Source organism: uncultured Microbacterium sp. (assembly GCF_964244775.1).
GTDB lineage: Bacteria > Actinomycetota > Actinomycetes > Actinomycetales > Microbacteriaceae > Microbacterium.
Genome location: NZ_CAXTJR010000006.1, coordinates 15,838 through 42,196, shown reverse-complemented (window position 1 = coordinate 42,196; position 26,359 = coordinate 15,838). Strand labels below are relative to the sequence as shown.

Annotated in this window: 34 protein-coding genes; all 34 read right to left on the bottom strand. The window is 67.9% G+C overall.

Features of this window, described 5'->3' with window-relative positions; all coding sequences use genetic code 11:
* Positions 1–6: 6 nt before the first annotated feature.
* Positions 7–849 carry a type I methionyl aminopeptidase gene (gene map, locus ACFE6Z_RS11475; RefSeq protein ID WP_375385824.1) on the bottom strand — a complete coding sequence of 281 codons (843 nt, stop codon included), beginning with the start codon at positions 847–849 and terminating at the stop codon, positions 7–9.
* A 1-nt stretch (position 850) separates the two neighbouring features.
* Entirely contained in the window at positions 851–1,447 is a 597-nt protein-coding gene (locus ACFE6Z_RS11470; protein ID WP_375385823.1) for an adenylate kinase, read from the bottom strand.
* Positions 1,444–2,769, bottom strand: coding sequence for a preprotein translocase subunit SecY (gene secY, locus ACFE6Z_RS11465; protein ID WP_375385919.1), 1,326 nt, complete (start codon positions 2,767–2,769; stop codon positions 1,444–1,446). The genes ACFE6Z_RS11470 and secY overlap by 4 nt, the downstream gene beginning before the upstream one ends.
* Positions 2,770–2,870: 101 nt before the next feature.
* Complete coding sequence (gene rplO / locus ACFE6Z_RS11460) at positions 2,871–3,473, bottom strand: 50S ribosomal protein L15 (protein ID WP_375385822.1); 603 nt, start codon at positions 3,471–3,473, stop codon at positions 2,871–2,873.
* Positions 3,473–3,658 (bottom strand): 50S ribosomal protein L30, encoded by a 186-nt coding sequence (gene rpmD / locus ACFE6Z_RS11455; protein WP_091484804.1) that lies wholly within the window; start codon positions 3,656–3,658, stop codon positions 3,473–3,475. The genes rplO and rpmD overlap by 1 nt, the downstream gene beginning before the upstream one ends.
* Positions 3,658–4,377 carry a 30S ribosomal protein S5 gene (rpsE, locus tag ACFE6Z_RS11450; protein ID WP_375385821.1) on the bottom strand — a complete coding sequence of 240 codons (720 nt, stop codon included), beginning with the start codon at positions 4,375–4,377 and terminating at the stop codon, positions 3,658–3,660. The genes rpmD and rpsE overlap by 1 nt, the downstream gene beginning before the upstream one ends.
* Positions 4,374–4,733 carry a 50S ribosomal protein L18 gene (gene rplR / locus ACFE6Z_RS11445; protein WP_375385820.1) on the bottom strand — a complete coding sequence of 120 codons (360 nt, stop codon included), beginning with the start codon at positions 4,731–4,733 and terminating at the stop codon, positions 4,374–4,376. Before rplR ends, rpsE begins: the two co-directional genes overlap by 4 nt.
* A 2-nt stretch (positions 4,734–4,735) precedes the next feature.
* Positions 4,736–5,272 (bottom strand): 50S ribosomal protein L6, encoded by a 537-nt coding sequence (gene rplF, locus ACFE6Z_RS11440; RefSeq protein ID WP_150448862.1) that lies wholly within the window; start codon positions 5,270–5,272, stop codon positions 4,736–4,738.
* Between the two features lie 7 nt (positions 5,273–5,279).
* Positions 5,280–5,678: a 30S ribosomal protein S8 gene (gene rpsH / locus ACFE6Z_RS11435; RefSeq protein ID WP_375385819.1), complete on the bottom strand. Its 399-nt coding sequence runs from the start codon at positions 5,676–5,678 to the stop codon at positions 5,280–5,282.
* Between the two features lie 67 nt (positions 5,679–5,745).
* Positions 5,746–6,363, bottom strand: a complete 618-nt coding sequence (rplE, locus tag ACFE6Z_RS11430) for a 50S ribosomal protein L5 (RefSeq protein ID WP_375385818.1) — start codon at positions 6,361–6,363, stop codon at positions 5,746–5,748.
* On the bottom strand, positions 6,363–6,722 hold the full coding sequence (rplX, locus tag ACFE6Z_RS11425) for a 50S ribosomal protein L24 (protein ID WP_375385817.1): 360 nt from the start codon (positions 6,720–6,722) through the stop codon (positions 6,363–6,365). Before rplX ends, rplE begins: the two co-directional genes overlap by 1 nt.
* Before the next feature lie 2 nt (positions 6,723–6,724).
* Positions 6,725–7,093 carry a 50S ribosomal protein L14 gene (gene rplN / locus ACFE6Z_RS11420; RefSeq protein ID WP_150448865.1) on the bottom strand — a complete coding sequence of 123 codons (369 nt, stop codon included), beginning with the start codon at positions 7,091–7,093 and terminating at the stop codon, positions 6,725–6,727.
* A 33-nt stretch (positions 7,094–7,126) separates the two neighbouring features.
* Positions 7,127–7,540: a 30S ribosomal protein S17 gene (gene rpsQ, locus ACFE6Z_RS11415; protein ID WP_375385816.1), complete on the bottom strand. Its 414-nt coding sequence runs from the start codon at positions 7,538–7,540 to the stop codon at positions 7,127–7,129.
* Positions 7,540–7,869, bottom strand: a complete 330-nt coding sequence (gene rpmC, locus ACFE6Z_RS11410) for a 50S ribosomal protein L29 (RefSeq protein ID WP_375385815.1) — start codon at positions 7,867–7,869, stop codon at positions 7,540–7,542. Before rpmC ends, rpsQ begins: the two co-directional genes overlap by 1 nt.
* Entirely contained in the window at positions 7,869–8,288 is a 420-nt protein-coding gene (gene rplP / locus ACFE6Z_RS11405) for a 50S ribosomal protein L16 (RefSeq protein WP_375385814.1), read from the bottom strand. Before rplP ends, rpmC begins: the two co-directional genes overlap by 1 nt.
* A complete protein-coding gene (rpsC, locus tag ACFE6Z_RS11400) occupies positions 8,288–9,049 on the bottom strand; it encodes a 30S ribosomal protein S3 (RefSeq protein ID WP_150448868.1) in 762 nt (253 codons plus the stop codon). Before rpsC ends, rplP begins: the two co-directional genes overlap by 1 nt.
* Positions 9,049–9,459: a 50S ribosomal protein L22 gene (gene rplV / locus ACFE6Z_RS11395; RefSeq protein ID WP_375385813.1), complete on the bottom strand. Its 411-nt coding sequence runs from the start codon at positions 9,457–9,459 to the stop codon at positions 9,049–9,051. Before rplV ends, rpsC begins: the two co-directional genes overlap by 1 nt.
* A 22-nt stretch (positions 9,460–9,481) precedes the next feature.
* Positions 9,482–9,763 (bottom strand): 30S ribosomal protein S19, encoded by a 282-nt coding sequence (gene rpsS, locus ACFE6Z_RS11390; RefSeq protein ID WP_056117683.1) that lies wholly within the window; start codon positions 9,761–9,763, stop codon positions 9,482–9,484.
* A 12-nt stretch (positions 9,764–9,775) separates the two neighbouring features.
* Positions 9,776–10,615 carry a 50S ribosomal protein L2 gene (gene rplB / locus ACFE6Z_RS11385; RefSeq protein ID WP_375385812.1) on the bottom strand — a complete coding sequence of 280 codons (840 nt, stop codon included), beginning with the start codon at positions 10,613–10,615 and terminating at the stop codon, positions 9,776–9,778.
* 25 nt (positions 10,616–10,640) lie between these two features.
* Complete coding sequence (rplW, locus tag ACFE6Z_RS11380; RefSeq protein ID WP_375385811.1) at positions 10,641–10,982, bottom strand: 50S ribosomal protein L23; 342 nt, start codon at positions 10,980–10,982, stop codon at positions 10,641–10,643.
* Positions 10,979–11,641, bottom strand: a complete 663-nt coding sequence (rplD, locus tag ACFE6Z_RS11375) for a 50S ribosomal protein L4 (RefSeq protein ID WP_375385810.1) — start codon at positions 11,639–11,641, stop codon at positions 10,979–10,981. The genes rplW and rplD overlap by 4 nt, the downstream gene beginning before the upstream one ends.
* A gap of 4 nt (positions 11,642–11,645) precedes the next feature.
* Positions 11,646–12,305, bottom strand: a complete 660-nt coding sequence (gene rplC / locus ACFE6Z_RS11370) for a 50S ribosomal protein L3 (protein WP_375385809.1) — start codon at positions 12,303–12,305, stop codon at positions 11,646–11,648.
* A gap of 8 nt (positions 12,306–12,313) precedes the next feature.
* Entirely contained in the window at positions 12,314–12,622 is a 309-nt protein-coding gene (gene rpsJ / locus ACFE6Z_RS11365; RefSeq protein ID WP_091703640.1) for a 30S ribosomal protein S10, read from the bottom strand.
* Between the two features lie 581 nt (positions 12,623–13,203).
* Entirely contained in the window at positions 13,204–14,190 is a 987-nt protein-coding gene (locus ACFE6Z_RS11360) for a hypothetical protein (protein ID WP_375385808.1), read from the bottom strand.
* Between the two features lie 267 nt (positions 14,191–14,457).
* Positions 14,458–14,673 (bottom strand): hypothetical protein, encoded by a 216-nt coding sequence (locus ACFE6Z_RS11355; RefSeq protein WP_375385807.1) that lies wholly within the window; start codon positions 14,671–14,673, stop codon positions 14,458–14,460.
* A 150-nt stretch (positions 14,674–14,823) separates the two neighbouring features.
* Positions 14,824–16,017, bottom strand: coding sequence for an elongation factor Tu (gene tuf, locus ACFE6Z_RS11350; protein ID WP_375385806.1), 1,194 nt, complete (start codon positions 16,015–16,017; stop codon positions 14,824–14,826).
* A gap of 162 nt (positions 16,018–16,179) precedes the next feature.
* A complete protein-coding gene (fusA, locus tag ACFE6Z_RS11345; RefSeq protein WP_375385805.1) occupies positions 16,180–18,294 on the bottom strand; it encodes an elongation factor G in 2,115 nt (704 codons plus the stop codon).
* Positions 18,295–18,450: 156 nt separating this feature from the next.
* Positions 18,451–18,924 carry a 30S ribosomal protein S7 gene (gene rpsG, locus ACFE6Z_RS11340; RefSeq protein ID WP_150448877.1) on the bottom strand — a complete coding sequence of 158 codons (474 nt, stop codon included), beginning with the start codon at positions 18,922–18,924 and terminating at the stop codon, positions 18,451–18,453.
* A 5-nt stretch (positions 18,925–18,929) separates the two neighbouring features.
* The gene (gene rpsL, locus ACFE6Z_RS11335) at positions 18,930–19,298 is read right to left on the bottom strand and encodes a 30S ribosomal protein S12 (protein WP_013584051.1); all 369 of its coding nucleotides are present in this window, start codon (positions 19,296–19,298) and stop codon (positions 18,930–18,932) included.
* Between the two features lie 319 nt (positions 19,299–19,617).
* Positions 19,618–19,977, bottom strand: a complete 360-nt coding sequence (locus tag ACFE6Z_RS11330; protein WP_375385804.1) for a hypothetical protein — start codon at positions 19,975–19,977, stop codon at positions 19,618–19,620.
* Complete coding sequence (locus tag ACFE6Z_RS11325; RefSeq protein WP_375385803.1) at positions 19,974–21,461, bottom strand: DUF5684 domain-containing protein; 1,488 nt, start codon at positions 21,459–21,461, stop codon at positions 19,974–19,976. Before ACFE6Z_RS11325 ends, ACFE6Z_RS11330 begins: the two co-directional genes overlap by 4 nt.
* Complete coding sequence (locus ACFE6Z_RS11320) at positions 21,458–23,989, bottom strand: transglutaminase domain-containing protein (RefSeq protein ID WP_375385802.1); 2,532 nt, start codon at positions 23,987–23,989, stop codon at positions 21,458–21,460. The genes ACFE6Z_RS11325 and ACFE6Z_RS11320 overlap by 4 nt, the downstream gene beginning before the upstream one ends.
* Positions 23,990–24,017: 28 nt before the next feature.
* A complete protein-coding gene (locus ACFE6Z_RS11315) occupies positions 24,018–25,391 on the bottom strand; it encodes a DUF58 domain-containing protein (RefSeq protein ID WP_375385801.1) in 1,374 nt (457 codons plus the stop codon).
* A complete protein-coding gene (locus ACFE6Z_RS11310; protein ID WP_375385800.1) occupies positions 25,388–26,353 on the bottom strand; it encodes an AAA family ATPase in 966 nt (321 codons plus the stop codon). The genes ACFE6Z_RS11315 and ACFE6Z_RS11310 overlap by 4 nt, the downstream gene beginning before the upstream one ends.
* Between the last annotated feature and the right edge of the window lie 6 nt (positions 26,354–26,359).

The following is a 26,359-nucleotide window of genomic DNA, read 5'->3' as shown; positions in this document are numbered from 1 at the left end:
CTTTCCCTATCCGATCTCGTGCGGGGTCACTCCGAAAGGAGCCAAACCGGCCGCGCCACCATCGGGTGCCGTCAGCACCCAGATTCCGTCATCATGCACGGCCACACTGTGCTCCCAGTGTGAGCCGGCCGCGCCGTCGAGCGTCGACACGGTCCACTCGTCGTCCTCGACGAAGGTCGCCTGGTCGCCCGCGACCACCATCGGCTCGATCGCGATCGCGAGGCCCGGGCGCACTTCGGCGCCCTCATCCGGGGTGCGGTAGTTGAAGACCGACGGCGACTCGTGCATGCGCCGCCCGATGCCGTGACCGACATACTCGCGAAGGATGCCGTAGCCATGGCCTGCGGCCACCACATGATCCTGCACCGCCGCGCCGACCTCGCCGACATGCGTGGCGGTCGCGAGCGCCGCGATGCCCGCCCACATCGACCCCTCGGTCACGCGAGAGAGCTCCTCGCGCTCGGCGACGAGCTCGGGGCGCGCCGCGTCGGGCACGACGACCGTGAACGCCGAGTCGCCGTTCCACCCGCGGAACTCGGCACCGGCATCGATCGACACGATGTCGCCCGGTTCGAGGGCGCGCGCACCGGGGATGCCGTGCACGACCTGCTCGTTCACCGATGCGCAGATCGTGTGGCGGTACCCGCGCACCATCTGGAAGTTCGACTTCGCGCCGCGACCGACGATGAGAGCGGATGCTGCAGCATCCAGTTCCAGAGTCGTGACACCGGGTGCGATCAGCGCACGCACGGCATCGAGCGCGGCCGCGGTGATCAGGCCGGGCTCGATCATGGCGCGCAGTTGAGCGGGCGTCTTGTAGATCGAGCGACGCCCCGGGAAGAGCGCCACGTCAGGCGGCGGTGGGGCGCGCGAGCCCGCGGGACTGGAGCGCCGCGACGATGCGGTCGGTGACCTCGTCGAGCGAGCCGATGCCGTCGATCGCCTGGGCTATGCCCCGCTCGCCGTAGACACCGAGGATCGGCGCCGTCTCGCGCTCGTAGATGCCGAGCCGGTTGGCGATGACCTCTTCGGTGTCGTCGGTGCGGCCCTGCTCCTGGGCACGCAGCGACAGGCGCGAGATGCTCTCTTCACGCGGGACGCGCAGCTCGATGACGAGATCGAGCTGCTCGCCGCGACCCGACAGGAACTCATCGAGGTCGGCGACCTGGCCGAGGTTGCGAGGGTAGCCGTCAAGGAGGAACCCGTCGGCCGCGTCGGGCTGCGCGAGGCGCTCGCGCACGACGGCGGAGGTGAGCTCGTCCGGGACGAGGTCGCCGGCCTCGATGATCGCGGTGACCTGCCTCCCGAGGTCGGTGCCCCCGGCGATCGCGGCGCGGAACATGTCGCCCGTCGAGATCGCGGGGATGCCGGCGGCCTGTGCGATCCGGATGCCCTGGGTGCCCTTGCCCGACCCCTGAGGCCCCACGATCAGCAGACGTGCGGTCATCGAAGCAGCCCCTCGTAGTGGCGCTGCTGCAGCTGAGCGTCGATCTGCTTGACGGTCTCGAGTCCGACACCGACGATGATCAGGATCGATGCGCCGCCGAACGGGAAGTTCTGGTTGGCGCCGACCGCGGCCAGCGCGATGAGCGGAAGCAGAGCGATGCCACCGAGGTAGAACGAGCCGGGCAGCGTGATGCGGGTGAGCACGTAGTCGAGGTACTCGGCGGTGGGACGGCCGGCACGGATGCCGGGGATGAACCCGCCGTACTTCTTCATGTTGTCGGCGACCTCGACCGGGTTGAACGTGATCGCGACGTAGAAGTAGGTGAACCCGACGATGAGCAGGAAGTAGATCAGCATGTAGAGCGGGTGATCGCCCTTGGTGAGGTACTGCTGAATCCACGCCACCCAGCCGGGCACCTCGCCGTTGGCGTTGGGCTGCTGGTTGAACTGCGCGATGAGGGCGGGGATGTACAGCAGCGACGAGGCGAAGATGACGGGCACGACGCCGGCCATGTTGACCTTGATCGGGATGTACGTGTTCGTACCGCCGTAAGTGCGACGACCGACCATGCGCTTGGCGTACTGCACCGGGATGCGGCGCTGAGACTGCTCGACGTAGACCACGAGCGCCATGACGACGATTCCCACCGCGAGCACGAGGAGGAAGACCTCGAAGCCCTTGGACTGCCAGATGGCCCACATCGCGACGGGGAAGGAGGCCGCGATCGAGGTGAAGATGAGGATCGACATTCCGTTGCCGATGCCGCGCTCGGTGACCAGCTCGGCGAACCACATGATGAGGCCGGTGCCGGCGGTCATCGTGATGATCATGAGCAGCTGCGCCCACCACGCATCGTTGGTGAGGAGGTTCTGGCACTCGGGGATGTTGGTGCTGCCGAACAGCTGACCGCTGCGCGCGACCGTGACCAGCGTGGTGGACTGCAGCAGCGCCAGCGCGATCGTGAGGTAGCGGGTGTATTGCGTCAGGCGCGACTGGCCGGCCTGACCCTCCTTGTAGAGGGTCTCGAAGTGCGGAATCACCACGCGCAGCAGCTGGACGATGATCGTCGCCGTGATGTACGGCATGACGCCGAGGGCGAAGATCGACAGCTGCAGCAGGGCGCCGCCCGAGAACAGGTTCACGAGCGAGAGCAGGCCCTCGGTGCCGCTGGTCTGCGCGAGGCAGGACTGCACGTTCGGGAAGTCGACGAAGGGCGACGGCACATGGGCGCCGAGGCGATACAGGGCGATGATCGCCAGAGTGAATGCGATCTTCCGACGAAGGTCGGGTGTACGGAAGACCCGCGCGATGGCGCTGAACAAGAGGATGCCTCCAGAGGGGATGCCGATGCGCACCGGGCGCGTCAACCTCCAGGGTAACCCAGTGAGGGCCGGAGCATGCTCCGGCCCTCACGAGGTAATGACTACTTGACCGAACCGCCCGCGGCGACGATCTTCTGCTCGGCAGAACCCGAGACCTTGTCGACCGAGACGTTCAGCTTCACGGCGATGTCGCCGGTGCCGAGCACCTTGACCTTCTCGTTCTTGCGGACCGCGCCCTTGGCCACGAGGTCGATGACGGTGACGTCGCCGCCCTTCGGGTAGAGCTCGGAGAGCTTCTCCAGGTTCACGACCTGGTACTCCACGCGGAACGGGTTCTTGAATCCGCGCAGCTTCGGGGTGCGCATGTGCAGCGGCATCTGCCCACCCTCGAACCCAGCCTTGACCTGGTAGCGCGCCTTCTGGCCCTTGGTGCCACGGCCTGCGGTCTTTCCCTTGGACCCCTCACCGCGACCCACACGGGTCTTGGAGGTGTTGGATCCGGGGACCGGACGCAGGTGGTGCACCTTGAGCACACCGGGACGCGATGCGACAGCATCCGTCTTCGGCTTGTCCGTCTTCGCAGCCGGAGCCTTCTTGTCGGTCGCTTTGGCTGCAGCAGCCTTGGTCGTCGACGCCTTCTTGGGGGCGGCCTTCTTGGGGGCCTCCACCTCGACGGCGTCCTTGTTCTCAGCCTTGTCGGCCATCAGTCGATCTCCTCAACCTTGACGAGGTGGGCGACGGTCTTGACGTAACCGCGCGTCTGCGCGTCGTCGGGGCGGACGACGGAGTCGTTGATCCGCTTGAGACCGAGGCTGCGCAGCGTGTCACGCTGGTTCTGCTTCTCACTCACCTTGGACTTGATCTGTGTCACCTTGAGACGGGCGGCCATCAGGCACCTACCTTCGCGGCAGCGGCGGCGGCAGCCTCCGCGCGGACCAGACGCGCGGGCGCGACCTGGTCGAACTCGAGACCGCGACGAGCGGCGACCGCACGGGGCTCCTCGAGCTGCTTCAGGGCGGCGACCGTCGCGTGGACGATGTTGATCGTGTTCGACGAGCCGAGCGACTTCGACAGCACGTCGTGGATGCCGGCGCACTCGAGTACGGCGCGCACCGGACCACCGGCGATGACACCGGTACCCGATGATGCGGGGCGCAGGAGCACCACACCGGCGGCTGCCTCACCCTGCACGGGGTGCGGGATGGTCGAGCCGACGCGGGGCACGCGGAAGAAGTTGCGCTTGGCCTCTTCGACGCCCTTGGAGATGGCCAGGGGCACCTCGCGGGCCTTGCCGTATCCGACGCCGACGACCCCGTTACCGTCGCCCACGACCACGAGGGCCGTGAAGCTGAAGCGGCGACCGCCCTTGACGACCTTCGACACACGGTTGATGGTGACGACGCGCTCCAGGAACTGGCTCTTGTCGGCATCGCGTGCACCGCGATCGCGCTGATTGGCGTTGCGCTCACGACCGCCGCGGCGGGGCTCGCGCTCGCGCTCGGTGGTCGCCTCGGCGGGCGCGGTCTGCTCGGCGGGCGCTGCCTGCTCGGCGGACTGCTCGGTGGCGGTCACTTCAGTCTCCAGATTGTTGTTGGTCACATCGCTCACAGGTTCAGGCCTCCCTCACGGGCGCCGTCCGCGATAGCGGCGACGCGACCCGCGTAGCGGTTGCCACCGCGGTCGAACACGGCGTCCGAGACGCCGGCGGCCTTGGCACGCTCGGCGACGAGCTCGCCGACTTTGTGCGCCTTGGCGGTCTTGTCACCGTCGAAGGCGCGCAGGTCGGTCTCGAGCGTCGAGGCCGAAGCCAGCGTGCGGCCCTTGCTGTCGTCGACGAGCTGCACGAACACGTGACGTGCCGAACGGGTGACGACGAGGCGGGGACGATCGGGGGTGCCGATGACCTTCTTGCGGAGGCGGGTGTGACGACGCGAACGGGCGTCGGTCTTTGACTTGACAGCCATGGTTACTTACCACTCTTTCCGGCCTTGCGACGAACGACCTCGCCGGCGTACCGCACACCCTTGCCCTTGTAGGGCTCGGGCTTGCGGATCTTGCGGATGTTCGCGGCCGCCTCGCCGACGGCCTGCTTGTCGATGCCGCTGACGGTCACCTTGTTGTTGCCCTCGACCGTGAGCGTGATGCCCGCGGGCGGCTCGACCAGCACGGGGTGCGAGAAGCCCAGGGCGAACTCGATCGAGCCGCCCTTCTGAGCGACGCGATAACCGGTGCCGACGACCTCGAGGCCCTTGGTGTAGCCCTGGGTGACGCCGATGATGTTGTTGTTGATCAGTGTGCGGGTGAGGCCGTGCAGCGAGCGCGACTCGCGCTCGTCGTCGGGCCGCGAGACCAGGATCTGGTTCTCCTCGACCTTGACCTCGATGGGGCGCGAGACGGTGAGCGCGAGCTCACCCTTCGGGCCCTTAACCGCCACATCCTGGCCGTCGACCGTGATGGTCACGCCGGCGGGGATGTCGATGGGAAGACGTCCGATACGAGACATTCGCCGGTCACCACACGTAGGCGAGAACTTCTCCGCCCACGCCCTTCTGCTCGGCCTGACGGTCGGTGAGAAGACCGGAGGAGGTGGACAGGATGGCGACGCCCAGGCCACCGAGGACCCTGGGGATCTCGGTCGACTTCGCGTAGACGCGGAGGCCGGGCTTGGAGACGCGCTTGATGCCGGCGATGGACCGCTCGCGGTTCGGGCCGTACTTCAGCTCGAGCGTGAGGGTCTGGCCGACGCGGGCGTCCTCGATCCTCCAGGAGTCGATGTAGCCCTCCTGCTTGAGGATCTGGGCGATGTTCGTCTTCAGCTTCGAGCTCGGCAGCGACACGGAGTCGTGGTGTGCCGAGTTCGCGTTGCGCAGACGGGTCAGCATGTCTGCGACCGGGTCTGTCATTGTCATGTGCTATTTCCTTTGTTCACCAGGTTTCGACGGGCTTTCCGAGCCCGCCGACCTGTGGTGGTGGGTATTACGCCTGTGCGTCGTCCGTGCGGAACGGGAAGCCCAGGTGACGCAGCAGCGCCCGACCCTCGGCATCCGTTGTCGCGGTCGTGACGATCGTGATGTCGAAGCCGCGCACGCGGTCGATCTTGTCCTGGTCGATCTCGTGGAAGACCGACTGCTCCTGCAGACCGAACGTGTAGTTGCCGTGGCCGTCGAACTGCTTGGGCGAGAGGCCGCGGAAGTCGCGGATGCGGGGCAGAGCCAGCGACACGAGACGGTCGATGAACTCCCACGCACGGTCGCCGCGGAGCGTGACGTGCGCGCCGATCGGCTGACCCTCGCGCAGCTTGAACTGCGCGATCGACTTGCGGGCCTTAGTGACGATCGGCTTCTGGCCGGTGATCTTGGTGAGGTCTTCGACCGCGCCATCGATCACCTTGCCGTCGCGAGCCGCCTCGCCGACACCGGTGTTGACGACGACCTTGACCAGGCCCGGCGTCTGCATGACGTTGGCGTAGCCGAACTCGTCCTGCAGCGCCTTCTTGATCTCGGAGTTGTATTTCTGCTTCAGGCGCGGCTGGCCGGCGCCCGTGGGCTGCCCATCCAGTGAAGTGCCAGCCGACGCGGCAGTGGTCGTGCTCATCAGAGGTCCTTGCCTGACTTCTTCGCGTAACGAACGCGGACGGTGCGCTTGACGCCGTCCTTGACCTGCTCCTGGACGCGGTGGCCGACGCGGGTCGGCTTCTTGCTCGAGGGGTCGACGATCGCGACGTTGGAGATGTGGATGGGGGCTTCGAAGGTCTCGATGCCACCGGTCTTGGTGCCGCGCTGGGTCTGACCCACGCGGTTGTGCTTCGTGACGAAGTTCACGCCTTCGACGATGACGCGGTCCTGCTCGGCGAGGACCTCGAGGACCTTGCCCTGCTTGCCGCGGTCTCCGCCGCGCTCGGGCTTGCCGCCCGAGATGACCTGAACCAGGTCGCCCTTCTTGATGTTCGCCATGATCAAATGACCTCCGGGGCGAGCGAGACGATCTTCATGAACTTCTTGTCGCGAAGCTCACGGCCGACCGGTCCGAAGATGCGGGTGCCGCGGGGCTCCCCGTCGTTCTTCAGGATGACGGCGGCGTTCTCGTCGAACTTGATGTACGAGCCGTCGGGACGACGGGTCTCTTTGACGGTGCGGACGATGACGGCCTTGACCACATCACCCTTCTTGACGTTGCCACCGGGGATCGCGTCCTTGACGGTCGCGACGATGGTGTCGCCGAGGCCCGCGTAGCGGCGCTTCGAGCCGCCGAGCACGCGGATGGTGAGCAGCACCTTGGCGCCGGTGTTGTCGGCGACCTTGACTCGGGATTCCTGCTGAATCATGTCTTCTCCTTGGGTTCCAAGTGGGCCGAGGGCCTACTTGGCCTTCTCGAGGATCTCGACCAGGCGCCAGCGCTTCGTGGCGCTGAGCGGACGGGTCTCGTTGATGAGCACGAGGTCGCCGATACCGGCGGTGTTGGCCTCGTCGTGGACCTTGACCTTCGACGTCCGGCGGATGACCTTGCCGTAAAGCGGGTGCTTCACGCGGTCTTCGACCTCGACGACGATCGTCTTGTCCATCTTGTCGCTCGTGACATAGCCACGACGCGACTTGCGGTAGCCACGGGCGTCGGCGTCGCGCACGTCGTGCGCGGAGCCTTCGTGCCCGGAGGTGACGGTCGGAGCGACCTCGACCTCGGCGGCCTTGGCCGCTGCGGTCTTCTTGGGCGCAGCCGTCTTCTTCGGGGCGGCGGGCTTCTTCTCAGCAGCCGTCTCGGTGGTCTCAGCCATTACTCGGCCTCTTCCTTGGTGTCGACGGGCTCAGCCGCGGCTGCCGGAGCATCCGCCTTCTTGGCCCTCGTCTTCTTCGCCTTCGTCGTGGTGTCCACGGCAGCGGGAGTGGCACGGATGCCGAGCTCGCGCTCACGGATCACGGTGTAGAGCCGCGCGATGTCGCGCTTGACCGCACGGATGCGGCCGTGGCTCTCGAGCTGGCCGGTGGCCGACTGGAAGCGCAGGTTGAACAGCTCTTCCTTGGCCTTGCGCAGCTCCTCGACGAGGCGCTGGTCTTCGAACGTGTCGAGCTCGCTGGGAGCGAGCTGCTTGGTGCCGAGCGCCATTATGCGTCGCCCTCCTCGCGCTTGATGATGCGTGCCTTCAGGGGCAGCTTGTGAATTGCACGGGTCAGTGCCTCGCGAGCGAGTTCCTCGCTCACACCGGCGACCTCGAAGAGGACGCGACCCGGCTTGACGTTCGCGACCCACCACTCGGGCGAACCCTTACCGGAACCCATGCGGGTCTCGGCCGGCTTCTTGGTGAGCGGACGGTCGGGGTAGATGTTGATCCACACCTTTCCACCGCGCTTGATGTGACGGGTCATCGCGATACGAGCGGACTCGATCTGACGGTTGGTCACATAAGCGGGCGTGAGCGCCTGGATGCCGTACTCACCGAACGACACTGTCGTGCCTCCGGTGGCCTGGCCCGTGCGACCCGGGTGGTGCTGCTTGCGGTACTTGACCTTGCGGGGAATAAGCATCAGGCAGACGCTCCTTCTGCGACGGGGGCCTCGTTGCGGGGGCCACGGCGGCGGTCGCCGCCACGGTCATCGCGACCACGGGGCGCCTTGGGCGCGTTGGCCTGCTCGCGAGCGAGCTCCTTGTTGGTGAGATCGCCCTTGTAGATCCAGACCTTCACGCCGATGCGGCCGAAGGTGGTCTTGGCCTCGTAGAAGCCGTAGTCGATGTTCGCGCGCAGCGTGTGCAGCGGCACACGACCCTCGCGGTAGAACTCCGACCGGCTCATCTCAGCGCCGCCGAGACGGCCGGACACCTGGATGCGGACGCCCTTGGCTCCGGCACGCTGCGCGCCCTGCAGACCCTTGCGCATCGCGCGGCGGAAGGCCACACGTGCGGAGAGCTGCTCGGCGATGCCCTGGGCGACGAGCTGAGCATCCGCTTCGGGGTTCTTGACCTCGAGGATGTTCAGCTGGATCTGCTTGCCGGTGAGCTTCTCGAGGTCGGTGCGGATGCGCTCGGCCTCGGCGCCGCGGCGACCGATCACGATGCCCGGGCGGGCGGTGTGGATGTCGACGCGAACGCGGTCACGCGTGCGCTCGATCTCGATGTTGCTCACGCCGGCACGATCCAGGTTCTTCTGGAGGAGCTTGCGGATCCGGATGTCTTCGGCCACGTAGTCGGCGTAACGCTGACCCGGCTTGGTCGAGTCCGAGAACCAGCGCGAGACGTGGTCGGTCGTGATACCCAGGCGGAAGCCGTACGGGTTTACCTTCTGGCCCATTACTTGCTCGCCTTCTTGGTCTTGGTGCCTGCGGGTGCTGCGGTCGAGGCGTCAGCGACCTCGGGCGTCGAGAGCACGATCGTGATGTGGCTCGTACGCTTCTTGATCTGGAACGCGCGACCCTGGGCGCGGGGCTGGAAACGCTTGAGCGTCGTCCCCTCGTCCACGAAGGCGTTCTTGACGAACAGGTCCTGGTCATCCAGGAACTCGTTCGCGCTGTCGGCTTTGACGCGGGCGTTGGCCATTCCGGACTCGACCAGCTTGTAGATCGGCTCGCTCGCGCTCTGCGGCGCGAACTTCAGGATCGCCAGTGCCTCGAGGGCCTGCTTGCCCTTGATGAGCGCGACGACACGACGAGCCTTCTGAGGCGTAACGCGGATGTGTCGCACGCGTGCGATGGACTCCACCATTTCTCTCTCCTCCTCAGTCGCCTTAGCGGCGACGGCCCTTCTTGTCGTCCTTCACGTGGCCGCGGAAGGTGCGGGTGGGCGCGAATTCGCCCAGTTTGTGGCCGACCATCGTCTCGCTCACGAACACGGGGATGTGCTTGCGACCGTCGTGGACGGCGATCGTGTGACCGAGCATGGCCGGGACGATCATCGAACGACGCGACCAGGTCTTGATCACGTTCTTGGTACCGGCTTCGTTCTGAACGACGACCTTGCGGAGCAGGTGCTCGTCGACGAAGGGGCCCTTCTTAAGACTGCGTGGCATCTTCCTCTACTCCTACTTGCGCTTCTTGCCGGCGTTGCGACGGCGGACGATGTACTTGTCGCTCTCGAGGTTGGCGTGACGCGTGCGGCCTTCCTTCTGGCCCCACGGCGTCACTGGGTGACGTCCACCGGACGTCTTGCCCTCGCCACCACCGTGCGGGTGGTCGACCGGGTTCATCGCGACACCGCGGACGGTCGGGCGGATGCCCTTCCAGCGGTTACGACCGGCCTTGCCCCAGTTGATGTTCGACTGCTCGGCGTTGCCGACCTCGCCGATCGTCGCACGGCAGCGAGCATCCACATTGCGGATCTCACCGGACGGCAGACGAAGCTGCGCGTACGGACCGTCCTTGGCGACCAGCCGCACCGAGACGCCCGCCGAGCGGGCCATCTTCGCGCCGCCACCGGGGCGGAGCTCGATGGCGTGGATGACGGTACCGGTGGGGATGTTGCGCAGCGGCAGGTTGTTGCCGGGCTTGATGTCGGCGCCGGCGCCCGACTCGACGATGTCACCCTGCGACAGCTTGTTGGGCGCGATGATGTAGCGCTTCTCGCCGTCGGCGTAGTGGAGGAGGGCGATGCGCGCCGTGCGGTTGGGGTCGTACTCGATGTGAGCGACCTTCGCGTCGATGCCGTCCTTGTCGTTGCGACGGAAGTCGATCACGCGGTACTGGCGCTTGTGGCCACCACCGATGTGACGCGTCGTGATGCGGCCCTGGTTGTTGCGACCACCGGTCTTGCTGAGCGGGCGGAGGAGCGACTTCTCAGGCGTCGATCGGGTGATCTCGGCGAAGTCGGCCACCGACGAGCCGCGGCGACCCGGGGTCGTGGGCTTGTACTTGCGAATAGCCATGTTCTCTAGTCCTCTGTCCCGACCGTCAGCCGACTGCCGTGAAGATGTCGATGGTGCCCGACTTCAACGTGACGATGGCGCGCTTGGTGTCCTTGCGCTTTCCGGTGCCGAAGCGGGTGCGACGGGCCTTGCCCGTGCGGTTGAGCGTGTTGACCGCTGCGACCTTGACACCGAAGATCTTCTCGATGGCGAGCTTGATCTCAGCCTTGGTCGCGCGGGTGTCCACGTAGAAGGTGTACTTGCCCTCGTCGATGAGCCCGTAGCTCTTCTCGGAGACGACCGGCTTGAGGATGATGTCGCGCGGGTCTTTATTTGTTTGGAGCGAACGGCCGCTTTGTCCGTCTGCACTCGCCTGCAGCGTGGTCATGCCGAGACCTCCTCGGTGGAGCCGGCCTTCGAAGCGACGAACGCCTCGTAAGCGGCCTTGGTGAAGACGATGTCGTCCGAGACGAGCACGTCGTAGGCGTTGAGCTGGTCGAACGAGAGCACGTGGACGTACGCGAGGTTGCGCACGCTCTTGACGGTGATCTCGTCGCCGCGCTCGATGACGACCAGGACGTTCTTGGTCGCCGACAGGTCGGTCAGCACGGTCGCGGCGGCCTTGGTCGAGGGGGCACCCTCGATCGCGAAGGACTCGATGACGTGCAGACGCGAGCCCCGAGCACGATCGCTCAGCGCGCCCAGCAGGGCGGCGGCGATCATCTTCTTGGGGGTGCGCTGCGCGTAGTCACGGGGCTTCGGGCCGTGGACGATGCCACCGCCGGTCATGTGCGGCGCGCGGATCGAGCCCTGACGGGCGTTACCGGTGCCCTTCTGCTTGAAGGGCTTGCGGCCGGCGCCCGAGACCTCGCCACGACGCTTGGTCGAGTGCGTGCCCTGGCGAGCCGCCGCGCGCTGCGCGACGACGACCTGGTGGATGAGCGGGATGTTCGTCTTGACGTCGAAGACCGTGGCGGGCAGATCGACAGAGCCTGCCTTCTTGCCGTCGGCGGTGAGGACGTCGAGCGCGAGAGTCGAGTCGGCCATGGAACTAGGCCCCCTTCACTGCGTTGCGGACGTAGACGATGCGGCCGCGGGCGCCGGGCACAGCGCCCTTGACGAGCAGCAGACCCTTCTCGGCGTCGACGGCGTGCACCGTGAGGTTGAGGACGGTCACGCGCTCGCCACCCATACGGCCGGCCATGCGCATGCCCTTGAAGACGCGGCTCGGGGTCGACGATGCGCCGATCGAGCCGGGCTTGCGGTGGTTGCGGTGCGAACCGTGCGACGCCGAGACACCCTTGAAGTTGTGACGCTTCATGACGCCGGCGAAGCCCTTGCCCTTGCTCGTGCCGACGACGTCGACGAGCTGGCCGGCCTCGAAGGTGGCGTCGACGGTGAGCTCCTGGCCGAGCGTGTACTCGGCGGCGTCAGCGGTGCGGACCTCGGTGAGGTGGCGGCGCGGCGTGACGCCGGCGGCCTCGAAGTGCGCGGTCAGCGGCTGGTTCACCTTGCGGGGGTCGATCTGGCCGTACGCGATCTGGACGGCGTTGTAGCCGTCCTTCTCGGGCGTGCGGATCTGGGTGACCACGTTCGGCGCGAGCTCGATGACGGTGACGGGGATGAGCTTGCCGCTCTCGTTCCACACCTGGGTCATGCCGAGCTTGGTGCCCAGCAGCCCCTTCGAAATCTTGGAGTTGATGTCAGTCATGTCGAGCCTCAGAGCTTGATCTCGATGTTGACATCTGCAGGAAGGTCCAGACGCATCAGCGAGTCGACGGCCTTCGGCGTCGGGTCGATGATGTCGATCAGACGCTTGTGGGTGCGCATCTCGAAGTGCTCGCGGCTGTCCTTGTACTTGTGCGGCGACCGGATGACGCAGATGACGTTCTTCTCGGTCGGCAGGGGCACGGGGCCCACGACCGTCGCGCCGGCGCGGGTCACGGTGTCGACGATCTTGCGGGCCGACGAATCGAGGCCGGCGTGATCGTACGACTTCAGGCGAATGCGGATCTTCTGTCCCGCCATTGTCTGCTCTCTCTCTTGAGGCGTCATACGTTGCCCCGACCGGCTGTTGAGCCTGTCGAAACACGCATTGGACGCACGGGGGCGTGGGAGGGTTCTTCCCTCGCCCTTTGGCACTTCGCACGCCGTGTCGCCACGGCGATGCTGCACCACTGTTCTGCTGTCAATCCGGATGCCGGAGCATCCGGTCCCCCGTCCGCGCACGCACGCGTACCCTCGGCAAGCCGAGGTGGATGTGGGATGTGGTTCTGCTGCCCGCGGCCTAGGACCCTGCATCTGACCCCCCGAAGAGAGCGACGCCGCCTATGCACTGCCCTGGCAGTGATCCGGGGCACGCTGAGCGGCCGCCGGAATGTGGAACCTTACTAGTGTACGTGGAGCCCGGGCGTGTCGCAAACCCGGGCGTGTCGCGCATCCCGACACCCAGTCATCTCACAGCCCGACAGCCGCCCGCCGGCTCCGGCCCCCGCTCCCGTTCCCGCAATGCACCCTCGGTTCCCGCAATGCACCCTCGAGCTCCGCAATGCACCCTCGAGCTCCGCAATGCACTTTCGAGCTCCGCAATGCACCCTCGAGCGAATATCTCAGGCTTCGGGATGGTCGAGGATGCCGGCGTCGCGGAGAAACTCCGCGAACGAATCGAGCGCCGAGATCTGGACGCCCTTCCATCTGATCGGACGCCACCCGGTGGCCGCGCGGATTTCTGCTTCGCGTTCTGCCTCTGCCGCGCGGACCTCCACCTCGGTACGCCCCTTCGTGAGATGAGGGAGCGTGTACTTGCCTTGACCGTCGAACTCGCCGAAGATCCCGAGTTCTGGCCACGCCATGTCAAGGAAGTAGGTGCGCCCGGAGACTCCGACGACGCGGTACTGCAGTTCGGGCGCAGGCACCCCGAGTTCGTACAACCACAGCCGGCTGACGCTCTCTGCGGGAAGCTGGGCTCGACCGTCGGCGAACGCGGTGACGAACTGAGCTTGGAGTCTCCCGCGGGCGCCGCGCGCAGCATCCACCCTCATGGCGACTGCGCGGCGGAACCGCGCAGCGGCCGCGAAATCGTAGGTGAGCACGTCGTCATTCCACGCGACGGAGCGCAGAGCAGCGTCGAAGACAGCGACCGCGGTCTCGAGACTCTCCGCGCGGATGATGTCGTACACAGTCCGTTCGAGAGAGGTCGCCACGTGCCCCCCGACCCTGACCACGTCCGCATCGGTCAGGGCGTCACGGTGCCTCACGACGTCGAACTGACTCTTCGGCGGATTCTCTCCACGGGTGATGACGTGGACGACACCCGTGGAGACGCGGTACAGCGGCAGCCCGTGCAATGCGCCCGCCGCCGTGTGCGAGAAGACCGGCTCGTGCCTGCGGGCGGCGCTGGCCACGACCTCGATGCGCGTACGCAGACGCCCCTCATCCGATAGCTGCGCCCAGTCGGTCGCGTCGGCGAATGCCCGTTGGCGAATCGGCACGTATCGGCCGTCGCGCGCCGCGGTCATCCTCACTTCGGCAAGGGATCGAAAAGCCCCGGGGCCGTGGGCGTAGACGAGGCGGGCCTTGCTCAGGGGATCCGACATCCCGACACGGTCTCAGGTGATGGATGCTGTGGCTCAAGGTCGAGATCGATACGGGGAGAACCGGGGCCTCGGAGGGGGGTGGGGAGGGCCCGAGGGTGCATTGCGGGCACCGAGGGTGCATTGCGGGCACCGAGGGTGCATTGCGGGAACCGAGGGTGCATTGCGGGAACCGAGGGTGCATTGCGGCGGGACCCCGGCCACGGGAGACGCAGAAACGGCCCGGGAGTCGCCTCCCGGGCCGCTCTGCAGGCGCTCAGCGCACGAGGGTCACTCGTTGCCGACCGCCTTGTCGACGTTGGCGCGGACGTCGTCCACGGTGCCGTGGGCGGCTTCCGGAGCGACCTTCTTGACGAAGTCGGCCGCAGCATCCAGCGCTTTGTCGCTGATGCCTTCGGCCTGCTCGCTCTTCAGCGCCTCGCCGATCTTGTCCTTGTTCTGGTCCAGGAACTCTTTGCCCTGGTTGACGAGATCATCGATACCCATACTCGCTCCTTCCGCGCCCCCGCTCGGAGGCTCGCTCCTCATTGTTCGGGGGGTTGCCGCATCCGTCAACCGCGTCCGCATGAACAAGACGGGAAACGACGAAGGGGCCGGACCCGAAGGCCCGACCCCTTGTCTGTGGAGCGAGAAGAACTACTTGACGATCTTGGTCACCGTGCCGGCGCCGACGGTGCGGCCACCCTCACGGATCGCGTAGCCGAGGCCCTCTTCCATGGCGATGGGCTGGATCAGCTCAACGGTCATGTCGGTGGTGTCGCCGGGCATGACCATCTCGGTGCCCTCGGGCAGCGTGATGACGCCCGTGACGTCGGTGGTGCGGAAGTAGAACTGCGGGCGGTAGTTCGTGAAGAACGGGTTGTGGCGTCCGCCCTCCTCCTTGGACAGGATGTACGCCGTGCCCTCGAAGTTGGTGTGCGGGGTGACCGAGCCGGGCTTGACGATGACCTGGCCGCGCTCGACGTCGTCACGCTTGGTGCCGCGCAGCAACAGTCCGCAGTTCTCGCCGGCCCATGCCTCGTCGAGCTGCTTGTGGAACATCTCGATACCGGTGACGATCGTCTTCTGCGTCGGGCGCAGACCCACGATCTCGACCTCGGAGTTGATCGCGAGCGTGCCGCGCTCGGCGCGACCCGTCACGACCGTGCCACGACCGGTGATCGTGAAGACGTCCTCGACGGGCATGAGGAACGGCTTGTCCTTGTCGCGGATCGGGTCGGGAACCGACGCGTCAACGGCTTCCATGAGCTCGAGGATCGACTTGGTCCACTCGGGGTCGCCCTCGAGTGCCTTCAGGCCCGAGACGCGCACGACGGGGGCGTTGTCGCCATCGAAGTCCTGGCTCGACAGCAGCTCGCGAACCTCGAGCTCGACGAGCTCCAGGATCTCTTCGTCGTCGACCATGTCGGACTTGTTCAGTGCGACCAGCAGGTACGGCACGCCGACCTGCTTGGCCAGCAGCACGTGCTCGCGCGTCTGCGCCATCGGGCCGTCGGTGGCGGCGACCACGAGGATCGCGCCGTCCATCTGGGCAGCACCGGTGATCATGTTCTTGATGTAGTCGGCGTGACCCGGGGCGTCGACGTGCGCGTAGTGGCGCTTCGGCGTCTCGTACTCGACGTGCGAGATGTTGATCGTGATGCCGCGCTGACGCTCTTCAGGAGCCGAGTCGATCGACGCGAAGTCACGCTGCACGTTGGTGGCCGACGGGTACGTGTCGGCGAGCACCTTCGAGATCGCAGCGGTGAGCGTGGTCTTGCCGTGGTCGACGTGACCGATGGTTCCGATGTTTACGTGCGGCTTGGTCCGCTCGAACTTGGCCTTAGCCACTGGGTCCTCCTCAGGACGTTCATGTAGATGGTCCGGGCGCTGGTTTGCGACCGGATCTCTACGGGGATTGGTTTCTACTTTAGTAGAGAGGGGTGGGGTGAAACTGTGAAGTTATGGATGCCGGTCCCCGACCCTTCGACAAGCTCAGGGACCGGCGGGCGATCACTCGCCCTTGTTCTTCTGGACGATCTCGTCGGCCACCGCGCGCGGCACCTCGGCGTAGCTGTCGAACTCCATGGAGTAGACGGCGCGGCCGGAGGTCTTGGAGCGGAGGTCGCCGATGTAGCCGAACATCTCGGACAGCGGGACGAGGGCCTTGACGACCTTGACGCCCTGAGCATCCTCCATCGACTGGATCTGACCGCGACGCGAGTTCAGGTCGCCGATGACGTCGCCCATGTACTCTTCGGGCGTGCGGACCTCCACGCCCATGATCGGCTCGAGGATCACGGGGTTCGCCTTGCGGGCGGCCTCCTTGAATCCCATCGAGCCGGCGATCTTGAACGCCATCTCGGACGAGTCGACGTCGTGCGAGGCACCGTCCAGGAGGATCGCCTTCACGCCCACCATGGGGTAGCCGGCGAGCACGCCGACGTTCATGGCGTCCTGGAAGCCCTGGTCGACCGGAGCGATGTACTCGCGCGGGATGCGGCCACCGGTGACCTTGTTCTCGAACTCGTACGTCGTCTCGGCCGTGACCGCGAGCGGCTCGAGCGCGAACTGGATCTTCGCGAACTGACCCGAACCACCGGTCTGCTTCTTGTGCGTGTAGTCGTGGCGATCGATGGCCTTCTTGATCGTCTCGCGGTACGCGACCTGCGGCTTGCCGACGTTCGCCTCGACGCGGAACTCGCGCTTCATGCGGTCGACCAGGATGTCGAGGTGCAGTTCGCCCATGCCCTTGATGACGGTCTGACCGGTGTCGGAGTTCTGCTCGACGCGGAACGTCGGGTCTTCCTCCGCGAGCTTCTGGATCGCGAGACCCAGCTTCTCCTGATCGGCCTTGGTCTTGGGCTCGATCGCGACCTCGATGACCGGCTCGGGGAACGTCATCGACTCGAGCACGACCTGGTGCTGCGAATCGGAGAGCGTGTCGCCCGTCGTGGTGTCTTTGAGACCGATGACCGCGTAGATGTGTCCGGCGGTGACCGAATCGACCGGATTCTCCTTGTTGGCGTACATCTGGAAGATCTTCCCGATGCGCTCCTTCTTGGATTTGGTCGAGTTGACGACCTGCGCACCCGAATCCAGGTGACCGGAGTACACGCGGATGTAGGTGAGGCGACCGAAGAAGGGGTGCGTCACGATCTTGAACGCCAGGGCCGTGAACGGCTCGTCGCGGTCTGCGTGGCGCGGGATGACGATCTCTTCGTTCTTCGGGTCGTGCGCCTCGATGGCGGGCACGTCCAGCGGCGAAGGCAGGTAGTCGATGACCGCGTCGAGCATCGGCTGAACGCCGCGGTTCTTGAACGCCGAACCGCACAGCACGGGGTAGATCTGCGACGTGACGGTGAGCTGGCGGATGGCGCCCCTGATCTCGGCGACCGTGAGCTCTTCGCCGCCGAAGTACTTCTCGAGGAGGACGTCGTCGGTCTCGGCGACGGTCTCGAGCAGCTTCTCGCGGTACTCGGCGGCCTTGTCGGCGAGGTCGGCGGGGATCTCCTGGATGTCGTACTTGGCGCCCATGGTCACGTCGCCCTTGGCGTCGCCGGCCCAGACCAGCGCCCGCATCTCGACGAGGTCGATCACACCGACGAAGTCGTTCTCGGCGCCGATGGGCAGCTGGATGACCAGCGGCTTGGCCTTGAGCTTGTTGACGATCGTGTCGACCGTGAAGTAGAAGTCGGCACCGAGCTTGTCCATCTTGTTGACGAAGCAGATGCGCGGGACGTCGTACTTGTCGGCCTGACGCCAGACGGTCTCGGACTGGGGCTCGACGCCCTCCTTGCCGTCGAACACGGCGACGGCACCGTCGAGCACGCGAAGCGAGCGCTCGACCTCGACCGTGAAGTCGACGTGGCCGGGGGTGTCGATGATGTTGATCTGGTTCTTGTCCCAGAAGCACGTCACCGCGGCGGACGTGATGGTGATGCCGCGCTCCTGCTCCTGCTCCATCCAGTCGGTGGTCGATGCCCCGTCGTGGGTCTCGCCGATCTTGTGGTTGGTGCCCGTGTAGTACAGGATGCGCTCGGTCGTCGTCGTCTTGCCGGCATCGATGTGCGCCATGATGCCGATGTTGCGGACCCTTGTGAGGTCGGTGAGCACGTCTTGTGCCACGGGGGTTTCCTTATCTGTGCGGTGATCGTGTCTCGATACGCGGCTTCGCGGCTACTCGACAACCGGGCGCGTCAGCGCCGTATCGAGATCCGGATGTTGCGATCAGGCGCCCGGTTCCGGTCGGTGTCGACCGGAACCGGGCATCCGATGCGCTGGTTACCAGCGGTAGTGCGCGAAGGCGCGGTTCGACTCGGCCATCTTGTGGGTGTCTTCGCGGCGCTTGACCGCGGCACCCAGGCCGTTGGAGGCATCCAGGATCTCGTTCTGGAGGCGCTCGGTCATCGTCTTCTCACGACGACCCTTGGCGTAGCTCACGAGCCAGCGCAGAGCCAGCGTGTTCGCACGGTGCGGCTTGACCTCGACCGGCACCTGATAGGTCGAGCCACCGACGCGGCGGCTCTTGACCTCGAGGGTGGGGCGGACGTTGTCGAGCGCCTTCTTGAGCGTCGCGACGGCGTCCTGGCCGCCGTTCTTGGCCTCCACGCCACGCAGGGCGGTGTAGACGATCGACTCGGCGATGGACTTCTTGCCGTCGACGAGGATCTTGTTGACGAGCTGGGTGACGATCGGTGCGCCGTAGACCGGGTCGTTGACGACGACGCGGCGAGGAGCTGGTCCCTTGCGAGGCATGTTCCTTAACCCTTCTTCGCGCCGTAGCGGCTACGGGCCTGCTTGCGGTTCTTGACGGCCTGGGTGTCCAGGGCGCCGCGGACGATCTTGTAACGGACACCCGGCAGGTCTTTCACACGGCCGCCGCGCACGAGCACGAGCGAGTGCTCCTGCAGGTTGTGGCCCTCGCCGGGGATGTAGGCGGTGACCTCGGTGCCGTTGCGGAGCTTGACACGGGCGACCTTGCGCATCGCCGAGTTCGGCTTCTTGGGCGTGGTCGTGTACACGCGGGTGCAGACGCCTGCCTGCTGGGGGTTCGACTTGAGCGCCGGCGCCTTGGTCTTGCTGACCTTGGGCGAGCGTCCCTTGCGAACCAACTGCTGAATGGTTGGCACGTTCTCTCCTTGTTGTGCTGCACGGTGACAGCGTTCGTGTTCTCTCCCCGACACAGCGAATCTTGCGATTCATTGCGAGTCGGGTTCACGTGGATCCACCGGCGCGACACAATGGGTGCGTCGTCCTCGTTGGTGGATATGCCGTGGGGGCCAGCCTGTTCGCAGGTCGGTTCCCATGAGATGCGGCGTCCGTCACCCCCCACCGCATCACGGCACATAGGCACCGAGGCACAGCACAGGGCGCGCGTGAGCGCACACCCTCCCATAATACGCGTCCGCGAGGGGGCGGGTCAAATGAGCGCGGGCCGTCCCGGACGACTCACAGCGTGCTCAGCACGACGACGAGAAGAACCGCGGATGCCGCCACCAGCGCCACCACGACGGCGAGCGCCGCGAGGGCTCGGCGCCTGGCCGCGCGGCGGCCGGCGAGGGCGATCGCCGCGCCGTCGAGCACGGGCTGCGGGGCGTGCGCAGACGGGTGCGCCCGCTCCACGATCACCGGTGGCCGCCAGGGCTGAGGAGTGGGTGGTGGTGGTGACGGCGCCTCCTGCGCGGGCAGTGCCGGCTCGGCGGTCGATCGACGTGGACGCGGGCGACTGACTTCGGTGCTGTCGTCGACGGCGGGATGCTCGAGCCGCCGCGCGACGTGCACGGTGCGGTCGTCCGGAGCGTGCGTCATACGTCGTTCCGCTGCAGCCTGACTTCGGCGTCGCCGAGGAAGAACCGCTCCCCCGTGGCGAGCTCGACGCCCGGTTCGGCCTCGATCTCGGTGCCCATGAGGGTGACCAGGAGCACCCCGTTGGTCGAGCCGAGGTCGGTCACGAACCAGCTGTCGCCGCGCAGCTCGAGACGGGCGTGGGTCTTGGAGACCGTGCGGGTCTCGTCGGGAAGCACCACCAGCTGGGCCCCGGGGAACGCCAGGTCTCGCGCCGGGCTCCGACCGAGGATCACGACATCGGAGCGGAGATCGATCGGCGCTCCGACGGAGGGCACGAGCGACCATCGCCCGCGGCGCCGGCGCGTGATGACCGTCTCGCCGAACTCGTCATCGTCGGGAACCTCCGGGCGCGTGTGCAGCGCCGACACCGACGACAGCGCCGATCGGGGCGACCCCGCGTCCGGCGAGCCGATCACGGCCGACACCTCGCTCGACGTGTCGTCGACCTCGTCTGCCGATGCGGGGGTCTGCGACCGTCGTGGCGCCCAGGGCTCGACCTCTTCGGGATCGCGCGGCGGGGCCGGGGCGGGCGGCGGGATCACGGGCGGGGCCGGGGCCGGCGGGACGGCCGAGGGGCGCGGCGGGGTCAGCGGTGCACGTGTCACGAGCGGAGGCCGCGCGGGCGGGACGGGCGCAGGCGGGACGGGCACGGGCGGGACGGGCATTGCGGGAGCGGATGCCGCTGCCCGGGGGCCCGGCACCGACGCGACCCGGCCGTCGCTCGGGTGCGACCCGTCGGTCGCGGTGGACGCGACGCCGGCCCAGCGGTCGATCGAATCGAAGGACTCCTCGTCGTCTCGGGTCGACGCGGTGTACGCCGAGTAGGGCGGCTGCACGCCGGGCGCGACGGCCGACACCTCCAGGTCATCGTCCAGATCAGCATCCCCGAGGTCGGGATCCTCGAGGCCGGCGTCCGTCGCCCACAGCGGCCATACCTGCGTGGGCGGGCTCGGCGGGATGGGGGGCGCCTCGGGAGCCGGTGGCGCGAGATGCGCAGGTGATCCGGTGCGCCCCGCCACTGGCATCGACAGCCGGTCGGGGGTCTGCACGCCCGCCGCATGGGCCGGTGCGCCCAGCCAGCGCGCGGAGCCGAAGCCGAGGACGGTCGCCCAGACCGGGAACAGGAGTGCGGCGAGCACCGTCATGCCCGAGCGATATCCGAAGCCCGCATTGATGCGGTGCGCCGCTAGCACGACCAGCACCCACAGCGCGAGTGTTCCGACCACCGGCACCACCGCGACGAGCACGAACCAGCCCACGATCCCCCCGAGCTCGAGCACGACGAACAGGTTGAGGAAAGGCACCCACGCCTGCCAGCTGGGTGTGCCCACCTTGCGGAAGAGCGCCGACAGGGCGAGCGCGATCCACACGTAGAGCACGATCGCGAGCGGGAAGGCGATCAGCCAGATGGCGACCGAGCCGCCTGCACCGGAAGAGACGTTCATGTGGATGGGCGCGCCGCTCCGTGTGTCGATGCCGTGGAGCGGCGCCTCCCCCTCTCGATGATGGGCTGGGCCTGCCCTCGAGCAGCGGGCCCAGGCGTGAGAACGCGAAGGAATGACCTCAACGATACGGCCGCGAGGGCTCTGCGCCAGATCCCGGATTCCGACACGAGCTCCGCCCGCTCGGCATCCACCGTCTGCCAGTACTCGGCCGCGTCGCCGGCGGAGGTCCCCTGCGCCGAGAAGGAGGCGCGGTCTGCGACCTCGGCGAGCCGGGTCGCGGCGGGAGTCGCGAGGGCGCCGGCGATCTCGGGCCTGGTCGAAGCGGGCGGGATGCTGCGCCCGGCGTCGGCCGCAGCATCCAGGTACTCCTCCCAGCCGCCGGCGATGCGCGCGGCGGGATCCGGGTGCGCGCGGCGGGCGCGCCGGCGCAGTTGCTTGGCCACGATCACGACCGCGAACGGCCCGAGGAGGATGAGGAGGATCAGGACCGCCACGGCGATCGCACGCAGCGTGATCCACAGCCACGTCAGGTCAAGGGCAGCGGAGGCGGTGGGGTCTGCGTTCGCGGTGTCCTGCTGAGGCGAATCGGGCGGTACGACGTCGGTGACCGCGTCGGGGCGCACATCGGTGACGATCTCGGGATCGCGCTGCTGCGTGACCTCCAGACTCGGCGACACCCGGCGCTGCGGCGTCGCGTCGATGGGCACCCAGGTGCCGTCGGCGGCGCGCACCTCGGTCCACGCCGACAGATCCTGCGCACGGCAGACGCCTGCGGCGCACGCCGCGAGGTCGGGCTCGTCCGCCGTGAGCCTCGCGCCCACGACCACCCGCGACGGGAAGCCGAGCTCGCGGGCGATCAGGGCGATCGCGACCGAGAACTGCTCGTCGTCGCCGATCGCCGCCACGTAGTTGCCCGAGGCTGCGGCCCGGGGGTCGCTCTCGCGGTCGAGCAGTCGGGTGAACATCGCGTCGATGCGGGCCAGGGAGTGCCCGGCGGCGCTCGGCTGGAACACGTACCCATCGAGTGACTGCGCCCAGACGGGAGCGACCCCCGCGGTCGAGGTCAGCCCGTGGCTGAGGTACCCGCGTTCGCGCAGGAGCGCGCTGAGCGCCTGCAGAGCGGCGCCCCCCGAGCCGGTCGCGTGCTCCTTGACCCATGCCGTGAGGTGGGGCGGGACCACGACGGATGTGACGGCGGATGCCTCGGCTGTACCCGGATCGATGCCGGCGAGGTCGGCGGCGGCGGGTTGAACCGCCTGGAGCGCGTACGTGTCGCCCGCCTGCAGTCCCCCGTCGGCGGTCTGCACGCCCGCCTCGGATGCCGAGCTGTAGTAGAAACGGTCGGCGAGCGCCGCCGCGCGTGGTCCGCCGAAATCGACCGCGGCCAGTCGCCCGGCGGTCGGCATCCACACTCCCGAGAGACTCCCGATCGTCACCTCGAGCTTCGACTCCTCGCCGGCCCCCGCATCAAGCCGCGAGGGCACCCGCACGAACCGCGCATCGCCCGTGCCGGTGCTGCGGAACACCTCGCCGTCGTAGCCGTCGAGCGTGGCGAGGCGGATGCGATCGGGGGCGACGCTCGCCGACGAGTCGGGCACGGAGACCGTGAACTCGACCTCGTCCGCGCGGGCGTCCGAGAACAGTGCGCGGTAGGCCACGAGCGGACTCACCGCGCGTGCGAGCTCCACATCGGGCCCGACCCCGGCGCGCAGCACGTCGCGCTCCCGGCCCTGGGCTGCCATCGGCACGACCGCGAGGCCCACGACGACCGCGACGATCAGCATCCCGGCTCCGATGGCGGCGCGCCGGCGGTCGGCACGGGACGGATGCCGCGCAAGGCGCACTCCGGGGGCCGTACGACGCAGCGACCGGATGCGCTGGTCGCGGCTGCGCCACGCCAGCCACAGCACGCTCGCGACGATGCCGGCGATTCCGAACCCCGTCTCGACCGGCGCGAACAGGGCGACCGATCCGAACCGCAGGGGGTCGCTGACGGTCGTGCGACCGAAGAGGAGGCCGAAGGACAGCATCCCGATCCCCACTGCAACTGCCAGGCTCCCGACGCTCGCGCCGGCCGCTCGGCTCTCCCGCCACGACAGCCGCAGCGCGCCGTACGTGCCGACGAGGAAGACGATGAGGGCGGGCACGAGCAGGTTGCGGTACGAGCCCACGGGCAGCTCGACGGTGACGAGGTCTTTCCACGCGAGCACGGTGCCGGCGGCGAGGTCGGCGAGGCCGCGCAGGAATCCGAGAGGGCTGTCGAGGCGCGAGGGGACCGCGAGCGGCACCCCCAGCACGACGACCGCGCCGGCGACGGATGCGGCCGAAGCCCAGCCGCTCCAGCGCCGCCATCGGCCGAGGGCGGCGAGGGCTGCCGCCACCACCGTCGAGACGATTACGAGGAGGAGGAAGGCCCCCGATCGGTAGATCGGCCACGCGGCGACGGCGGCCAGCACGACCATCGTGCCGACGTAGAGCGAGCCGGCGGTGACGATCCGCCGGGAGTCTTCCCGCTGCGGCACGCTCATGACGCAGCCCCCCTGCTCATGACGCCGCTCATGACGCCGCTCCGCGGAGCAGGAGCCCCGACAGGTCGTCGAGGGTCGCGACCGTGAGCACCGTCAGGTCGCCGACCCGCCGCATCCGCGGGTGGGCCCTCTCGTCGCACACGACCCCGACGACCGCCGTGTCGGAGCCGAACGCGAGCGATGCCTCCCGCAGCCGCGCCAGCGGCACGGTCGAGCCGACCACGAGGAAGGCGATCGACAGGCGCTCAGGCGATTCGACGGCCAGCCGGCACACCTCGGCGACGTGCATCGTGCTCTCCAGGCGATCGACGCCGCTGAAGCCATCGAGCATCGTGCGGCGGGATGCGGGGGCGATGCGCCGGATCGCGCGCAGGCGTCCTGTGACCGCGCGGGGGATGTCGGCGCCCATCACGATGTCGAGGTCGCGCGCGTCGCCGATGGCGCGGAGGGCGAGGGAGGCGGCGCAGCCGACCGCGAGTTCGAACTCGTCGCCGTCCGCATATTCGTCGTCGGCCAAGCCGAGGATCACCGCCATCCTCGAGCGGCGCGACTCCTCGTACTGGCGCACCATCAGGCGGCCGGTCTTGGCGGTCGACTTCCAGTGGATGTGCCGCCGCGAGTCGCCGGAGGCATATTCGCGGATCGCGTGGAACGACATGTCGGCGTCGACGAGCCGGCGCGTCGGGCTGCCGTCGAGGTCGCGGATGAGCCCCGCGCTGGTGGAGGGCAGAGCGACCGTGCGCGGGTGGACGTACAGCTCGTGCACGTCGTCGAACGCGTGCTCGCGGCGGAGGATCCCGATCGGGTCGCTGCGCACGGTCGTGGCAGGACCCACCGTCACGATCCCGCGCGGCAGAGACGGGATGTCGAGGGCCTGGGCGATCGTGTGCCCGGGGCGCAGCAGCGGCACGCCCAGTTCCACCAGGCCCGCGCCGATCGGCACGTCGATCCGCCCCGGCAGGGTGATGCTGCGGCCCTGATTGCGCACGACGACCTCGGCAGCCACGGCGTGCCCCGCGACGATGCGATCGCGGGCGAGCACCAGGTCGACCTCGTACGCCCGTGAGCCGAAGAGGAAGGGCGCGCTCATGACGAGCAGGGCCGCCGCGATCACCCCGGCGATGAGCCACTCCACCCACCCGAAGGCGAACCCGAGCGCCAGCCCCACGGTCGCGGCGAGGACGACGAGCCCTCCGGCCGGGCGCACGGTGCCGACCATCCATCGCGCGGCGCGCGCCGTCGCCGCGCGCGCTGCCCGCCAGGCCATCGCGAGCCCGACGACCGTGTCGACCGCTCTGCGCCCGCGCACGCCGCTCGACACTTCCGTGCGGGTCCGCGTGTGCGGATCCGACGTGCCGGAAGTGCCGGACGTGCGCTGAACGCGCGGGTCGGTGAGGGTCATACGACCTCGCGCTGACTCGGCGGGACGGTGTCCAGCAGCACCTGCCCAATCACGGCCTCCTGCGTGACACCGTCGAACTCCGCCTCGGCGTGCAGGATCAGGCGATGCGAGAGCACCGATACGGCGAGGCTCTTGACGTCGTCGGGTGTCGCGTAGGCGCGTCCGCGTGACGCGGCGCGCGTGCGGGTGGCGCGGGTGAGCGCGAGCGCACCGCGGATGCTGACGCCCAGCCGCACCTCCTCCGCCGACCTGGTCGCATCCACGAGCCGGGCGATGTAGTCCAGGACGAGAGCGTCGACGTACACATCGGCGGCGAGATCCGACATCCCGATCAGTGCTTCAGGACTCACGACCGCAGCCAGATCCGCGGTGGCGACGGCGGCTCCGTCGAGGATGCGCACGGTCGCCGCGTGATCCGGGTAGCCCAGCGACGTGCGGATCATGAATCGGTCGAGCTGCGCCTCGGGGAGCCGGTAGGTGCCGGCCTGCTCGACGGGGTTCTGGGTCGCGAGCACGACGAACGGCACGCCGACCTGGCGGGTGACCCCGTCGATCGTGACGCTGCCCTCCTCCATGACCTCCAGCAGCGCCGATTGGGTCTTGGGGCTCGCCCGGTTGATCTCGTCGGCGAGCACGATGTTCGCGAACACCGGCCCGCTGTGGAACTCGAACTCGCCGGTCTTCTGGTCGTACACGGTGATGCCCGTGATGTCTCCCGGGAGCAGATCGGGCGTGAACTGGATGCGCGTGTGGGTGCCCTGCACCGACTGCGCCATCGCGCGCGCGAGCGAGGTCTTCCCGGTGCCCGGCACATCTTCGATCAGCACGTGCCCGTCACTCAGCATCGCCGTCAGCACGAGTTCGACCACCGCGCGCTTGCCCAGCACCGCGCGCTCGACGTTGTCGGCGAGCTCGGTGAAGGTCTGCGCGAACCAGGCGGCCTGCTCGGTCGTGATGGTCATGGAGTG

Coding starts and splice junctions, on each gene's coding strand:
- rpsJ (WP_091703640.1), bottom strand. CDS start 12,622: ATGGCGGGACAGAAGATCCGCATTCGCCTGAAGTCGTACGATCACGCC.
- ACFE6Z_RS11355 (WP_375385807.1), bottom strand. CDS start 14,673: ATGGGTATCGATGATCTCGTCAACCAGGGCAAAGAGTTCCTGGACCAG.
- ACFE6Z_RS11315 (WP_375385801.1), bottom strand. CDS start 25,391: ATGACCCTCACCGACCCGCGCGTTCAGCGCACGTCCGGCACTTCCGGC.
- rpmD (WP_091484804.1), bottom strand. CDS start 3,658: ATGGCCGCCCGTCTCAAGGTGACACAGATCAAGTCCAAGGTGAGTGAG.
- rplN (WP_150448865.1), bottom strand. CDS start 7,093: ATGATTCAGCAGGAATCCCGAGTCAAGGTCGCCGACAACACCGGCGCC.
- rplX (WP_375385817.1), bottom strand. CDS start 6,722: ATGGCGAACATCAAGAAGGGCGACCTGGTTCAGGTCATCTCGGGCGGC.
- rplP (WP_375385814.1), bottom strand. CDS start 8,288: ATGCTTATTCCCCGCAAGGTCAAGTACCGCAAGCAGCACCACCCGGGT.
- rpsH (WP_375385819.1), bottom strand. CDS start 5,678: ATGACAATGACAGACCCGGTCGCAGACATGCTGACCCGTCTGCGCAAC.
- ACFE6Z_RS11360 (WP_375385808.1), bottom strand. CDS start 14,190: ATGTCGGATCCCCTGAGCAAGGCCCGCCTCGTCTACGCCCACGGCCCC.
- rpsC (WP_150448868.1), bottom strand. CDS start 9,049: ATGGGCCAGAAGGTAAACCCGTACGGCTTCCGCCTGGGTATCACGACC.
- rplW (WP_375385811.1), bottom strand. CDS start 10,982: ATGACCACGCTGCAGGCGAGTGCAGACGGACAAAGCGGCCGTTCGCTC.
- ACFE6Z_RS11470 (WP_375385823.1), bottom strand. CDS start 1,447: ATGACCGCACGTCTGCTGATCGTGGGGCCTCAGGGGTCGGGCAAGGGC.
- ACFE6Z_RS11325 (WP_375385803.1), bottom strand. CDS start 21,461: ATGAACGTCTCTTCCGGTGCAGGCGGCTCGGTCGCCATCTGGCTGATC.
- rpsG (WP_150448877.1), bottom strand. CDS start 18,924: ATGCCTCGCAAGGGACCAGCTCCTCGCCGCGTCGTCGTCAACGACCCG.
- rplF (WP_150448862.1), bottom strand. CDS start 5,272: ATGTCTCGTATCGGACGTCTTCCCATCGACATCCCCGCCGGCGTGACC.
- rplE (WP_375385818.1), bottom strand. CDS start 6,363: ATGAGCACGACCACTGCCGCGTCGGCTGGCACTTCACTGGATGGGCAG.
- rpsS (WP_056117683.1), bottom strand. CDS start 9,763: ATGCCACGCAGTCTTAAGAAGGGCCCCTTCGTCGACGAGCACCTGCTC.
- ACFE6Z_RS11310 (WP_375385800.1), bottom strand. CDS start 26,353: ATGACCATCACGACCGAGCAGGCCGCCTGGTTCGCGCAGACCTTCACC.
- rpsQ (WP_375385816.1), bottom strand. CDS start 7,540: ATGGCTGAGACCACCGAGACGGCTGCTGAGAAGAAGCCCGCCGCCCCG.
- rplR (WP_375385820.1), bottom strand. CDS start 4,733: ATGGCTGTCAAGTCAAAGACCGACGCCCGTTCGCGTCGTCACACCCGC.
- rplD (WP_375385810.1), bottom strand. CDS start 11,641: ATGGCCGACTCGACTCTCGCGCTCGACGTCCTCACCGCCGACGGCAAG.
- rplC (WP_375385809.1), bottom strand. CDS start 12,305: ATGACTGACATCAACTCCAAGATTTCGAAGGGGCTGCTGGGCACCAAG.
- rplB (WP_375385812.1), bottom strand. CDS start 10,615: ATGGCTATTCGCAAGTACAAGCCCACGACCCCGGGTCGCCGCGGCTCG.
- ACFE6Z_RS11320 (WP_375385802.1), bottom strand. CDS start 23,989: ATGAGCGTGCCGCAGCGGGAAGACTCCCGGCGGATCGTCACCGCCGGC.
- ACFE6Z_RS11330 (WP_375385804.1), bottom strand. CDS start 19,977: ATGACGCACGCTCCGGACGACCGCACCGTGCACGTCGCGCGGCGGCTC.
- rpmC (WP_375385815.1), bottom strand. CDS start 7,869: ATGGCGCTCGGCACCAAGCAGCTCGCTCCCAGCGAGCTCGACACGTTC.
- rplV (WP_375385813.1), bottom strand. CDS start 9,459: ATGGTGGAGTCCATCGCACGCGTGCGACACATCCGCGTTACGCCTCAG.
- rplO (WP_375385822.1), bottom strand. CDS start 3,473: ATGGCCGACAAGGCTGAGAACAAGGACGCCGTCGAGGTGGAGGCCCCC.